Source organism: Capillibacterium thermochitinicola, from assembly GCF_013664685.1.
In the GTDB taxonomy this organism is placed as follows: Bacteria; Bacillota; UBA4882; order UBA10575; family UBA10575; genus Capillibacterium; species Capillibacterium thermochitinicola.
Window position 1 is genome coordinate 100,926 of the sequence record NZ_JAAKDE010000004.1, and the last position, 12,798, is coordinate 113,723.

12 protein-coding genes are annotated in these 12,798 nt (G+C 51.6%); all 12 read right to left on the reverse strand.

Translation table 11 applies throughout. From position 1 onward, the window contains the following. Positions 1-182: 182 nt before the first annotated feature. Positions 183-1,586, reverse strand: a complete 1,404-nt coding sequence (locus G5B42_RS02630) for a 2-isopropylmalate synthase (RefSeq protein WP_181338890.1) — start codon at positions 1,584-1,586, stop codon at positions 183-185. A 187-nt stretch (positions 1,587-1,773) separates the two neighbouring features. Continuing rightward, the gene (locus G5B42_RS02635; protein ID WP_181338891.1) at positions 1,774-2,283 is read right to left on the reverse strand and encodes a hypothetical protein; all 510 of its coding nucleotides are present in this window, start codon (positions 2,281-2,283) and stop codon (positions 1,774-1,776) included. Positions 2,284-2,294: 11 nt separating this feature from the next. Further along, positions 2,295-3,284 carry a flotillin-like protein FloA gene (gene floA, locus G5B42_RS02640; RefSeq protein ID WP_181338892.1) on the reverse strand — a complete coding sequence of 330 codons (990 nt, stop codon included), beginning with the start codon at positions 3,282-3,284 and terminating at the stop codon, positions 2,295-2,297. A 66-nt stretch (positions 3,285-3,350) separates the two neighbouring features. Then, positions 3,351-4,706, reverse strand: a complete 1,356-nt coding sequence (locus G5B42_RS02645) for an NfeD family protein (protein WP_181338893.1) — start codon at positions 4,704-4,706, stop codon at positions 3,351-3,353. 226 nt (positions 4,707-4,932) lie between these two features. Then, on the reverse strand, positions 4,933-5,115 hold the full coding sequence (rpsU, locus tag G5B42_RS02650) for a 30S ribosomal protein S21 (protein WP_181338894.1): 183 nt from the start codon (positions 5,113-5,115) through the stop codon (positions 4,933-4,935). Between the two features lie 105 nt (positions 5,116-5,220). Continuing rightward, positions 5,221-5,559 carry a histidine triad nucleotide-binding protein gene (locus G5B42_RS02655; RefSeq protein WP_181338895.1) on the reverse strand — a complete coding sequence of 113 codons (339 nt, stop codon included), beginning with the start codon at positions 5,557-5,559 and terminating at the stop codon, positions 5,221-5,223. 86 nt (positions 5,560-5,645) lie between these two features. Further along, complete coding sequence (gene mtaB, locus G5B42_RS02660; RefSeq protein ID WP_181338896.1) at positions 5,646-7,001, reverse strand: tRNA (N(6)-L-threonylcarbamoyladenosine(37)-C(2))-methylthiotransferase MtaB; 1,356 nt, start codon at positions 6,999-7,001, stop codon at positions 5,646-5,648. A gap of 33 nt (positions 7,002-7,034) precedes the next feature. After that, on the reverse strand, positions 7,035-8,036 hold the full coding sequence (locus tag G5B42_RS02665) for a 3'-5' exoribonuclease YhaM family protein (RefSeq protein ID WP_181338897.1): 1,002 nt from the start codon (positions 8,034-8,036) through the stop codon (positions 7,035-7,037). Between the two features lie 38 nt (positions 8,037-8,074). Further along, positions 8,075-8,797 carry an LptA/OstA family protein gene (locus G5B42_RS02670; RefSeq protein WP_181338898.1) on the reverse strand — a complete coding sequence of 241 codons (723 nt, stop codon included), beginning with the start codon at positions 8,795-8,797 and terminating at the stop codon, positions 8,075-8,077. Beyond that, positions 8,794-9,429, reverse strand: coding sequence for an LPS export ABC transporter periplasmic protein LptC (gene lptC / locus G5B42_RS02675; RefSeq protein WP_181338899.1), 636 nt, complete (start codon positions 9,427-9,429; stop codon positions 8,794-8,796). The genes G5B42_RS02670 and lptC overlap by 4 nt, the downstream gene beginning before the upstream one ends. Beyond that, the gene (locus G5B42_RS02680; RefSeq protein WP_181338900.1) at positions 9,416-11,623 is read right to left on the reverse strand and encodes an LPS-assembly protein LptD; all 2,208 of its coding nucleotides are present in this window, start codon (positions 11,621-11,623) and stop codon (positions 9,416-9,418) included. Before G5B42_RS02680 ends, lptC begins: the two co-directional genes overlap by 14 nt. A 25-nt stretch (positions 11,624-11,648) precedes the next feature. Continuing rightward, positions 11,649-12,719 (reverse strand): LptF/LptG family permease, encoded by a 1,071-nt coding sequence (locus G5B42_RS02685; RefSeq protein WP_231133194.1) that lies wholly within the window; start codon positions 12,717-12,719, stop codon positions 11,649-11,651. Positions 12,720-12,798 lie beyond the last annotated feature (79 nt).

Sequence of the window (12,798 nt, forward strand, 5' to 3'; positions counted from 1 at the left end):
AGTTCATCTCGCCAACTAAATCCCTTGTCGGTTAATCCAGCCAAATCTTCCCTTTTTCTCTTCACTTTCCACTTCTTTACTACCTATTACTAACTTTTTTACTTTTTTGTAATCTAATCTGACAAAAAAAAGGAGCCGCCCGCGCCAAGCGGCGGCTCCGTCGGTAAAACACTTAATTCTGTTTATTCTGCCTTAAGATTGGAATCAGCCGATAATTCTTTCCACAAATCGGGTGTTTCGGTTTTGATCACTACCTCCAGTTCCTCATCGCCGATCACCGTGTTACGCCCTTCCGCATATTCCCGGTCAACCCATTCTTTAATCTTTTGGATGCGGGGGTCCTTTTTATCAATGCGTTTTTCCCCTTTGAGGTTAAAATGCTGATTAATCCAGAAGGCAATGCCCGCCGCACCGGAAGACTGGTTGATCGCCACGACCACGGGGCGATTCAAGAGTTTTTCCGTATTAAAGATGTTGTAGATCTCTTCATCTTTCAAAAGACCGTCGGCATGAATCCCCGCCCGGGTAAAATTGAAGTAGCGTCCGACGAACGGCGTCATCGGCGGGATTTTATAATTCAATTCCTTGGTGTAGTACTCGGCAATCTCGGTAATCACCGTCGGGTCCATCCCATCCAGGGTGCCACGGAGGGCAGCATACTCAAAAACCATCGCCTCCAGCGGACAATTCCCGGTTCTTTCGCCAATTCCCAATAAGGTGCAGTTCACCCCGGAACAACCGTAAAGCCAAGCGGTGCCGGCGTTGGCCACCGCACGGTAAAAATCGTTATGACCATGCCACTCCAATTGTTCGCTGGGAATCCCCGCATGGTGCCATAAGCCGTAAATGATCCCTGGAACACTGCGGGGTAAGGCGACGCCGGGATAATTAACCCCAAAACCCATCGTGTCACAAGCCCGGATCTTAATCGGGATCCCGCTTTCTTCGGAGAGTTTGTTCAGTTCAATGGCGAAGGGAACCACAAAACCGTAAAAGTCAGCCCGGGTGATGTCTTCCAGGTGGACCCGGGGAATGATCCCGATCTCCAGCGCGGCTTTGACAATAGAGAGGTACTTTTCCATGGCTTGCTTCCGCGTTAACTTTAGTTTGTTAAAGATGTGATAGTCGGAAGCACTGGCCAGGATCCCCGTTTCTTTGATCCCCATCTGTTTAACCAGCTGAAAATCTTCCTTCACAGCCCGGATCCAACCGGTGATCTGGGGATACTCGTAGCCCAGCTCCATACAACGTTCAACTGCTTCTTTGTCTTTCTTGCTGTAGAGGAAGAATTCGCACTGGCGAATAATGCCCTTCGGACCGCCCAGTTTGTGCAACAACTTATACAGGTGCACAATCTGCTCCACCGTATAAGGTTCGCGCGCCTGCTGCCCATCGCGGAAGGTTGTATCAGTAATCCAGATCTCCTTCGGAGGGCGCATCGGCACATGGCGGTGGTTAAACGGGATCTTCGGCACTTCATCATAATTATACAAATGCCGGTAGAGATTAGGCTCTTTCACATCCTGCAACATATATTGGTAGGCCCGTTGTTCCAACGTATTACTTCGCTCGTTAAATTCCAGCATCTCGTCACCTCCGAGGTTATTTCTATCGATTATATCATCTTTTTTACCATAAATCCCTAGACCGCGCCAAGTATTAAGTATACATTCAATTTTTACCTTATCTTCTTTTTCCCCAATTATTACAAAAAAAGTTGGTTACTTTTCCGTAACCAACTTTCCCGCAATTTGCCCGTGGACCTATATCACCTCAGAGACGCCGCCGCCAAGGAACAGTCCGCCAATCCGGCCTGGGCAGGGCATGCGCCAAAACAAGCGCATCGTAAAGTAAACGGTCGTCGATCCCCCGCCCGTCGAGAGCTTCCGTTTCCTCTTCTTCATCAGCATCGGTATAGGAGGCAACTCCCAAGTCTTTCCCGTCCAACTCCTCCTGTTGGTCGAAAAGCCAATCCTCCCTCTCATCCGCTACCATCCTCACCTGTTCTGGTGCCGAATCCGCCAGTTGGTCTGGTTCACTCATCTCTGTGGGAAGCGGACCCATCTCCGGCTCTGTTTTGGGTAAGGTTTTGGGCGGTTCATTTTCTTCAGCCCACTCCTCCATCAGGATGGGAGGAAAGGAAAAGGGTTTTCCCGGCGGGAGTGGCCGGTTCCCTTCTTTGCCGGGCTTTACAGGTCGGGAAGGGTTTTGTTCCTTCATTAACTTTTCCAGAATATTCCCCAGCAAAGAAAAGGCCAAAAATAGAAACCAAATCCACCCCATCTAATCCACTCCTATTTTTTTAGCTCATCGGCGGAGTCGCTCGGCCGCGTCCCTTTGCCGATGGCATCCCGCATCGCCGTATCGGCCTGGATATTCTGGAGCTGGTAGTAGTCCATGACCCCAATCTTTCCGGAGCGCAGCGCTTCCGCCAATGCCCGTGGTACCTCGGCCTCGGCTTCAACCACCCGGGCCCGCATCTCTTGAACCATGGCTTTCATCTCCTGCTCCCGCGCCAGAGCCGCAAACCGGCGCTCCGACGCTTTGGCTTGCGCGATGTTCTTATCGGCCTCCGCTTGGTCGATCTGGAGTTTGGCCCCAATATTCCGGCCCACATCCACGTCGGCAATGTCAATGGAGAGGATCTCGAAGGCGGTTCCGGCATCCAGTCCTTTTTCCAATACCGTCTGGGAGATCCGATCCGGGTTCTCAAGAACATCTTTATGACTTTCCGCCGAACCTACTGTCGTGACAATCCCTTCCCCGACCCGCGCTATAATCGTAGCTTCACCGGCACCTCCAACGAGGCGATCAATGTTGGCGCGGACGGTAACCCGGGCTTTTGCCTTAAGTTCAATGCCGTCTTTCGCCACCGCCGAGATCTCCGGAGTCTCGATCACCCGCGGGTTAACACTCATCTGCACCGCTTCCAACACGTTTCGTCCGGCCAGATCAATGGCCGCCGCCCGTTCGAAGGTCAAATTGATCTCCGCCCGTTGGGCCGCGATCAAAGCATCGATCACCCGGTCCACATTCCCACCGGCTAAATAATGGGCCTCCAGTTTATCCACCGTGATCTCCAGTCCGGCTTTCTCCGCCTTAATCATCGGCAAGACAATCCGGGCGGGCGGAACCCTTCTTAAACGCATGGCAAAAAGGGTCCAGATCCGAATGTTAACCCCGGCCGCCAGGGCGGAAATCCATAAGCCCACCGGGATAAAATTGAAGAAAAGAAGGACAAAAACGATCACCAACGCCAACCCGAAGATCGAGAACAACTCCATTCAACAACACCCCATTCCATATTTATTCAATTACGTTGCCTTTTGTAAGAAGCTCCATTGGTAATTTTACCCTTCGCTACGGACCAATATTCTCCTGCCCTCAACCGCAACCACCTTCACCTTTTGGCCCGCCGGTATAAAAGCACCCTCCGAAACCACATCCAACCGCGCACCGTCGGCCATCTCAATCACACCCGACGGACGTAACTGGTGAACGACAACCCCCACTTCGCCCAAGTATTGCTGATAAGTGGGAACCGCCGAATAGCCCTTTTCTTTTTCCGCCGCCGTCTTCAGGACAATCCGACTCATGAATGAACTGTTCTTCAGATACTGGAAAACCAGGGATACCAGGAAAAGGGACCAAGTAAGGGCGATCGCCAAGGCGGCCACACCTTGCCCGCTGGAAGCATAGGACAGAATAATGCTTCCCGCCATCGAGATTAGACCGAATACCCCGGCAAAACCAAAGCCCGGGAGGAAAAAGGCTTCTATTACCAAAAGGAGCAGACCGAGGAAGAAGAGGAAAAGTACTTCCATCCCGGCCAAACCCGAAAACATACGTGCGCCAAAAAATAAGAACAGCGAGATTACCCCGATAATCCCAGCGACCCCAAACCCAGCGGTAAAAACTTCGACAATCAAGGCGGTAAAACCGATGGTTAACAAGAGCGGACTGATCACCGGGTCGGTTAGAAACCGCACCAAACTTTCGACGGGGGTCTGTTTGACATAAACCGTCTTCAAGTTGTCGAACCCCAGGGCAATAATGGCTTCATTCAAATTCTCCGCTATCAAATCGGCATAATTATGCGCCAGTGCTTCCCGGGCGGTAAGCGCCAGCAGTTCCCCTTTGGCCACCACCCCTTCGACTTCGACCTCCGGATCGACCATCGCCTCGGCAATCAACGGATCAAGCTCGATCCCCTTGCGGCGGGCCCGCGCCTCCGCCACTGCACGGAACATTTTCCGGAAGGCTGCGGTCGTTTTTTCCGGCGCCGGCGTGCCGTCGGCGACGATGGGCTGGGAAGCACCGATCACCCCGTCGGAGGAGATCACGATCCGGTTGCCGCATAGGGCGATGTAAGCCCCGGCTGAGATTGCCCGTCCTTCAACATAAACGTCCACGGGAATCTTCGACTTGCTGATCGCGTCGCCAATTTCCGTCATCGAATCGGCAAAGCCGCCAAAGGTTTTTAACACTAAAATGATACCTTCCGCCTGTCGCTGCTGGGCTTCATTCAAAGCCCGGGCGATAAAATCGGCGGTCCCTCCCGAAATGTTCCCTTCCAACGGAATGATATAAAGCAAATTCGTCTCCCCGTCGTCGACGTTACGGTAAGAAAAGACCGTAACCACCAAGGCAATAAGCAAGAGAATAAAGGTAAACGGACTGATTTTGATGAATTTCTTCCGCTTCATCCCACACCCCCCTTTTCCTTTCTCCAATTAATATTCTGCGAAAGACAGCCTGCCGAATGGGCAAGCTTTTTGGCCCAATCCCAAACTATATATAATTAAGTCGTAACGAGAACAAATATGCATTTTGTTTTAACGAGGGAAGGAACAAAATAGTTTCACTTCATAAGTTAATAATTACGAAAATATTAAAAGGTCCACCCGATCGCGGGTGAACCTTGAGAGACCATTAGGAAAACCTCCTGTTTTTCTTCCGGGCGGCTTCCGATTTCTTTTTCCGTCTTACGCTAGGCTTATCGTAATGTTCCCGTTTTCTGATTTCCGCCAGGATCCCCGAGCGCTGACACTGTCGCTTAAACCGGCGCAGGGCACTGTCTAGGGATTCGTTCTTCCCGATCTTAACTTCGGCCACGATCTACTTCCCTCCCCTCGCTGCCCACATAAATCCACAGGCACATAAAATGCAAAAAGAAACATATTAAGATGATATTATACTACATCTCGGCCAATACGTCAATCAACCGGGAGGCCACGCGAGCTCTCGACCGCTCAGCAAATGAAGATGAAGATGGGGAACAGATTCGCCGGCATGCGCACCACGGTTAATCACCACGCGAAAACCATCCTTTGCTTCCGCCATCAACTGCTGAATCGCGGAAAAAAGTTCTGCGGTCAACTGTGGCGATGTGGGAAGCTGCGGGTCCATCACACTGCTGATGTGTTTTTTGGGAATCAGCAGAATATGTCGAGGGGCCACCGGGTTAATATCCTTAAACGCTAAAACTTCTTCCGTTTCCAAAAGAATCTGCGCGGGAATTTCTTTCCGGACAATTCGGCAAAAAACACAGTCGCTCACCTTTCAACCTCCTTCCCCAAGTTCAAGTTCGACAAGCAGAAGAAATATCCTTTTTTCAATTGATCATTTCATCCACCAAACCCGCCTCACGCCTCCACCACTACCCCGGTCAACGGTTCCCGGTCGGCCTGAATAATCCTGGCGTGAACCATGGTGTTTGGTTCTCGCATCTCTTTAACCTGTACCCGTACATACTCCCGGGCCAACCCTTCGCCATAACCGTCCCGGTTGGTCTCTTCAATCAGTACCTCCACCACCTGGTCGAGGAGGCGCTTCCAGTAAGCGTGGGCCAAAGTGCGGGCAATTGCCTCCGCTCTTTTCACCCGTTCTTCCTTTACCCATCGCGGTAGATGCCCCTTCATCTGTGCCGCTCGCGTCCCCGGCCGTAGGGAATAGGGAAAAATGTGAACCTTGGAAAAGCCGATAGCCTGGATAAAATTTAACGTTTCGTTAAAATCAGCTTCCGTTTCCCCGGGAAAACCGACCATCAAATCGGTGGTCAACGCCAAACCGGGGCGGCCGTTACGCAGCAGGGTAACCAGGCCGGCATAATCATCGGGGGAGTAATTCCTGTTCATCAGGGAAAGCACCTTCCCGCTGCCGCTTTGTAAAGGAATATGCAAATGGTTACAGAGCAGCGTCGAGGATAAAATTACCTCCATCAGCTGGGGGGTAAAATCCGTCGGGTCAACGGAACCCAACCGCAAACGCCACTTCGGTTCCGTTCCGCCCCACTCCTGTTCGATCCGGGCTAATAACGAAGCCAGATTCGTCCCGAGGTCAATCCCGTAATGGCCCAAGTGAATCCCCACCAAGACAATCTCCTTGTAGCCCAAGGCCAAGAGCCGTTCGATCTCCTTCATTACCTGCGGCAAGGGAAGACTGCGGACTGGTCCGCGGGCGAAGGGAATCTTGCAGTAACTGCAGTAGGATTGGCAGCCATCCTCCACCTTCAGAAAAGCCCGGGTTTGGCCGGAAAATTCCGGGGCGAAAACCTCAAAGCCGTCCACTTCCGCCCAGGGAAGCACCCGATTTTTCCTGCGAACCGTCAATTCTTCCTCCAGAATCTGAAAAAGGCGGCCCCGCCCGGCCACCCCAACCACCAAATCCACCTCCGGGAGCGCGGTTAAGACCTCTGCACCGGTCTGCGCAAAACAACCGGTCACCACCAGGAAGGCATCGGGGTGCTTCCGTTTCACTCTTCTGATCAGTTGCCTTGCTTTCCGTTCGGCCTCCTTCGTTACGGTACAGGTATTTAGCACATAAATTGCCGCCGGCTCGTCAAAAGACACCACTTCGTAGCCGTGCGCCCGGCTTTCCGTGATTAAACCCTCGGTGTCAAACTGATTGACCTTGCACCCCAGTGTATAGAAGGCAATTTTTCTCGCCGGTCGTTGCCCTACGTCTTTTGCTTTTTCTTCTTTTGCCCCGTTCTCGACCATAACCTGAATTCTCCTCCGCTTGTTCGTCCGAATTTAGTTTGTCTGGTCCCCGCTCTCCTCCGCCTCCAAATCCAGTAAATATACAGACCGTTTGAGCACCCGGTTATATGCGGTCCAGTTACCGCCGCCCGGATGCTGGCGGAGGGCTTCCCGGAACTTGGCCGCCTCCGCGTCCATATGATCGGCATGATGGAGTAAACAGGCTTCCAAGAGGGCCGGTTGGACCGGGGAACCCCACTCTAATTCCCCGTGGTGACTTAGGATCAGGTGAATGAGGGGCATTTGCAAAGCCGGCGGAAAAGCCCCTTCCCCTTTGTCCGCCCGGATGGCCGCAATCGCCGCTTCCACCATCTGCACACCCAAAACCAAATGGCCGATCAACTTCCCTTGGTCTGTTCCCTCAAATGTCAGTTCTCCGGTGTAGGACTCCAATTTGCCGATATCATGGAGTAAAGCGCCCGTCAGTAATAAATCCCTGTTCACCTCGGGATAAAGATCAGCTGCGGTTTGGCAGAGGGTGACCACGCCAACGGTATGTTCCAACAGCCCTCCCCGGTAAGCATGGTGGATCCGCATCGCACCGGGCGCGGAGGAAAAACGCCGCCGAAATTCCTCGGAACCGAAGAAATACTCCAGGAGCATACGGTAGGCGCTCTGCTGTAAGCCGCTTCTGGTTTCATCCAGAACGGTCCATAACTTCTCCAGGTGCGAGCCGGAGAGTCCCGGCAGAAAAACCACCGGGTCATACTCGTCTTCCGGACAGATCTGGAAGAACGGTTCACGTCCGTTGGCTTCCAGTTGGAGGGTGCCGTTAAAATTCTTGGCGACCGCCTCCAGGCGGATCACTTTACCCTTTTGTAGTTGGTTAAAGACCGGTTCGGTGATCTCCCATACCTTCAGGGCAATCTCCCCGCTCCGGTCCCCAATCTTTAATGCCGCAAACGGGCTCCCGTTGCGCGCGACCCGCCATTGGCTGTCTAAGACAAGATAGGTTCCGGAAATACTTCCCTCTTTTACTATTTCCTTAACCTCCATCGCCTAACCCCCAATTTTTCACTTTTCCGCCCCGAAGTTCATTGGCCATCCGCCCCTTGATTTTCCCGCGGCGTCTCTTCTCTCTCCTCAATTTCAATCCACATCTCCAACGGTTTTGTTCCCCGTCGTGCTTCAAACGTTTTTTGCTTTAGATCAAAACAGATCTCTTCCCCAAAAAGCTCATCTTTTTCCATCTTTAAATAAAAACCACCACTAATCGTCAGTTTTTCTTGATCATCGCGGTAACTGATGGTTTCACCGCTACCGGTAAAGTCAGTGTGTTCAATCCGGGGCGCTTCCCTGGCGATAAAGGCCTTCTCTTTCGTCTCCAAATACAGACTGCCACAAACCAGGCGAATCCCTTCTTTCACCACTTCCCCTTTTTCGTCGCGGCTTTCTTCCCGCACCAAAACAACATCTCCGGTAAAGGTCCCGCTCTCCGCCGCTGTATTATAACAGAACTGATCCCCGGTCACCTTTAAATCTTCATGAATCAATAAAACCTCGTTCCGGAAGATGATCTCCCGCGAACCATCGCTCAATTCCCGAACCTCCGCCGCTTTAAAACGCAAGTGGGTTTTGCCTTGAAAATACTCAAGATCGGTGCCTTCCATAAACAAATGCTTTCCATCGGTATCACCATAAAACCGGTCAATTCCTTTAAAGAATCCTTTCTCCGCCGCCATAACCACCCGGTTGGCACCGGTCACCACCATCAACACCAGAAAGCCGGTGATCATATATAACCTGCGGCTGCTCATAATTCCAGTTCAACCTCCACATCGCCTTTAAGTTCAAACCGGTCTTCCTTGGCATAATAGGTGAAAACTTGCCCCCGCGACCGGTGCTTCCCCTGCACGACCTCCAAATCACCGGAGAAAAGATATTCCTCGGTTTCAAAGTTCCCTTCCATCCGGTTGGCCTGCAATTCCAATCCTTCCTTCGCAAAGGAGAGCGGATGGGTGGACGCGATCTCCTTGCGTTCCAAATCCACTTTTAACCCAACGGTATGCAACCGTCCCCCGTTAATCTCTCCCTGCACTCCAGTGAGGGTTAAGACGTTTTGTTTCAGATCCAGCCGCCCGGTATCGGCCTTGATGGCAAGAATGCGGTCATCTTCCTGGTACAAACGGATGTTCTCAATCCCGCGGAAGTTAACCGTTTTTCCGTCGGTTGTCCGAAAAATCTCCGCGGCCTCCAGGGTCCAAATCCGTTTTGCCCCTTCCCACCCCTCATATCGACTGTTAAATAAGGCCACCCCACGCTCGTTCAGCGGTTTCTGGCGGGGATCAAGGGGTATCTCCGGACGCCAACTCATATAAAGGAGAACCCCGACCCCAAGCCCGCAAAGGATCGTAAGGAACAGCCGCCATCTTTGTTTACCAGAACTCATTGCCCGCTCCCCACTGCTCGGCTCCTGTCCACATAAAACCTTGTTCTCCGGAGCCATACCCAAAACCTGCCTCTTTGAAGATTTTATAATGGAGCTGTACGATATACTCTTGCCTGATAAAATCATACCCAAAGAACAATTCCCGGCAGTGCCAGTCATAGGTCAGTCCCAACCGGGCCCGTTCGAGACCGTCCCCGAAAAAACTGTACCGCAGGCTAAGATCACTTTGGAGCGCCGCAGTATGCTGGTTTTTGAGCTCCGCTTCCACTTCCAATGTCTCCCACCGCTGTTCCAGAAAATCGTAATCCGCTTCTAAATAAAAACTACTCCCTTGTTCCGAGGTATGTGCCCCCCGCGCCGTAAGATACAGATAAGTATACTCCTCGGTGTTGGGGTTATAAGTAGCATTCAGACGAATGCTGCTATTGGGCATAGGGGTTACCGTGAGCGTACCTTGCACCGGATACCATGGATGGTAGGCCCGGCTGAAGTTGTAACCACCCGAAAGGCTCGCACTGACCAGCTGCGTATTGTACCGCCAGGAACTGGAGAGATGACCCCCGGACGTAAAGAGATGGGAGGAAGTTACCAAACGCGGGAACTCGTCGGTAGGTGCATCACCCTGGGCTTCAACCCAACTAAAAGTGTTGGTCCAAGTAAGACTGGGTCCAAACCGCTGCGTACCAGTTAAGCCAAGTGAAATAGCACCGCGTCGAAATGTTTCTCCCGCCACCTGGTACCACTGATAATGGTTGGTATTTAACAGATCAAGGGTGAATCCCCCCTGCTGCCACAGGCTCCGCCCCAACGAGCGGCGCGTCAGCTGAAGATCAGTCCGGGTCCCGACCTTTTCGGCCTCTCCCTTGATCTCAACCAACCGGAGAAAATCAACATTTCCCTGGTAATAACCGGGCCAACCCAGATTAATGGCGGGCGTTTGGAAAGAAAGAGCCGGTAAATCGTGATAAAATTGTCTTTGGTAACGGTCGCTATAATTGTAATCCTGTTTTACCCGGGCGGTAAACTGAAACCCACTGAGGGAGAAAAGATCCCACGTTTGCGCAAACTCCAAGTTGTTTTGGTATTTCTTCGTAATCACCTCTGCGGTCGTCAGATCCTCCCGGTAATAGAGGTTATTCCGGTAGGTCAGTCGGGTGCGGGGGCCGGGCCGCCAATTAATACTGATACGGAACGGGTATAGATAAAACTGGGGATTCATACCGGACTGCCCGGTCTCCCCCTGAAAACTGGCCGACCATTGGTTGGACCGGTAATTGAAGTTCCCGCGCAGCCCGTACTCGGGGTAGCCAAGATCATAATATTTCCCGCCCAGGTCGTAGTTGAGGTTCCCTTTCTTCTCTTGCCATGCCGCTTGCACCTGGTAATCATCATGCTCAAAGTACATGTTGTCCAAATGATAAAAGCTGACCGAGAACTCACGGTTCGCCCCCACCGGAAACCAGTGTTTAATCCCTTGCCCGATCCCCTTCCATTGAATCAAATCAAAAAGTAACTTTCCCTGGTGATCACCGGATAAACTATAACGGTAGACCATTTTTAGGAAGAAACCATCCGCCGCGTTGTAGCCAAAGACCGATTCATCGAAATCATCCGCCCCCTCCTGCAGGGAGACCACCAGTTTGGGAATGGCGGGTAATTTCAACTTCCCTTCCCAGTAGGAAGCGGAATAAAATTCGATCCGGTCTTCCGGATAATATACCATCCGTTTTGCGGTAAGATGGTAATGGGGTTCTTCCGCGTCACAACCGGAAAAGGAGGAATTGGTGCAGAACAGATCTTCCCCCCTGATCTCACCCTTCTCCCCTTTGATCACGATCGGTTCGCCGGTCTCCTCCGCCTCACCCAAGAGGAGAAAATCCTCAAGCGTACCTTGTTCATCAGGCAAGAAGAAGGACAAGTTTCTCCCCTGAACCGTCCGTTCTTCCGTTTCCACCTCAACCCAGCCGGGAACGGTCAACCGTTCATTCTCCAAGTCAATATAGAACTCTTCACCCCGTACCTTATAATCCCGGTATGTAAATACCACATTCCCCCGGGCCACCAGTTGCTTGTTTTCGTAGTCCGCATACAGTTCATCGGCGACCAAAACACCCTGGTCGGCCAGGATAGCAGGGGCAAACACCATCCCACCGGTGAAGAGCAAGAGCACCAGAATCCAGGTTTTATGTTGCAAAACTTTACCCGACCATCCCTTCACCCTATTTAATCACGCGAAACAACAAACCGATCCCCAAGGCAAGGAAGAAAACATTGGGCAACCACGCCGCCCAAAACGGGGAGACCAAACCGGAGACCCCTAACTCCCGGAAGAGAACCGTGGTGAAAAAATAGACCATAATCAGCAACATACTCACGGCAAGCCCGATCGCGCGCCCACTCTTTGGAAACATGGTGGCAAAAGGCAAACCGAGAAAAGCCAGGATTAAGCCGGCAAAGGGTAACGCCACTTTAAGGTGATAGTTCACCGCAAAGGAGCTTATGTCGAGGCCGCTTTTGGCATAGAGCTCCATGTACTGTTTCAGCTCGGCACGGCTCATCTCATCCACCCCTTTACCTTGCCCCAGGAAAATACTGAGGTCTTCGCCCACATCTTCCACCAGTTCCTCAAAGGAGGTTACGGTGGTAATATTCCCCTCCGCGTCCAGTTCGTAATAGTTACCCTTTTTCAAGTGCCAAAACTGTTCTTCAATCCACCCCGAAGCTGCTGTGATCAGGCGCGGGAAACGACCGTTGTTTTGGTAAATCATAACCCCCTCAACGGTTCGGTTCCCTTCGTTTACGCGGCGTAAATAAAAAAACCGGTCATCAGGACCCTTAAAAACCACATTCTCCTGGATAAAGGGGATAAAGTCCTTATGGATCAGTTTCCTTATTTCCTGTTCGTAACGGAAATTTGCCGCCGGAACCACCAGGTCGTTAAAATAAAACGCTCCTATACAAAGGAACAATGTAACCAATAAAAGCGGTGCCGTTAGCGCCGGAAAACTCCACCCGGCGGTCCTGATCACATCCAACTCCCGCTCCCGCGTCAACCGTCCCAAACCCAAAAACACCCCGAACAGAACCGCCGCCGGGAAGACATCCATAAGTAAATAGGGGATCTGGTAATAAACAAGTAAGCAGATGATCGCGAGAGAAGCCCTTTTATCCACCAGAAAATCTGAGATCTCAAAGATAAAATTGCCGATCAGGAGAACCAAAAAACCAGCACTGCAAAAAAGATAATTGGTAAGGTACTCACGGAGTAAATAACGGTGGATAATTCTCATCACCTCAGAACCCCTTTAAGCAGAAAACCCGTTAAGGTTTCTACGTTAAACGCACAAAACCGCCCGGGTTTCAAAAACA

What these genes read in the sequence shown, in the direction of transcription:
- G5B42_RS02630 (WP_181338890.1), bottom strand. Translation starts at nt 1,586, where the DNA reads ATGCTGGAATTTAACGAGCGAAGTAATACGTTGGAACAACGGGCCTAC.
- G5B42_RS02635 (WP_181338891.1), bottom strand. Translation starts at nt 2,283, where the DNA reads ATGGGGTGGATTTGGTTTCTATTTTTGGCCTTTTCTTTGCTGGGGAAT.
- floA (WP_181338892.1), bottom strand. Translation starts at nt 3,284, where the DNA reads ATGGAGTTGTTCTCGATCTTCGGGTTGGCGTTGGTGATCGTTTTTGTC.
- G5B42_RS02645 (WP_181338893.1), bottom strand. Translation starts at nt 4,706, where the DNA reads ATGAAGCGGAAGAAATTCATCAAAATCAGTCCGTTTACCTTTATTCTC.
- mtaB (WP_181338896.1), bottom strand. Translation starts at nt 7,001, where the DNA reads ATGGTCGAGAACGGGGCAAAAGAAGAAAAAGCAAAAGACGTAGGGCAA.
- G5B42_RS02665 (WP_181338897.1), bottom strand. Translation starts at nt 8,036, where the DNA reads ATGGAGGTTAAGGAAATAGTAAAAGAGGGAAGTATTTCCGGAACCTAT.
- G5B42_RS02670 (WP_181338898.1), bottom strand. Translation starts at nt 8,797, where the DNA reads ATGAGCAGCCGCAGGTTATATATGATCACCGGCTTTCTGGTGTTGATG.
- lptC (WP_181338899.1), bottom strand. Translation starts at nt 9,429, where the DNA reads ATGAGTTCTGGTAAACAAAGATGGCGGCTGTTCCTTACGATCCTTTGC.
- G5B42_RS02685 (WP_231133194.1), bottom strand. Translation starts at nt 12,719, where the DNA reads ATGAGAATTATCCACCGTTATTTACTCCGTGAGTACCTTACCAATTAT.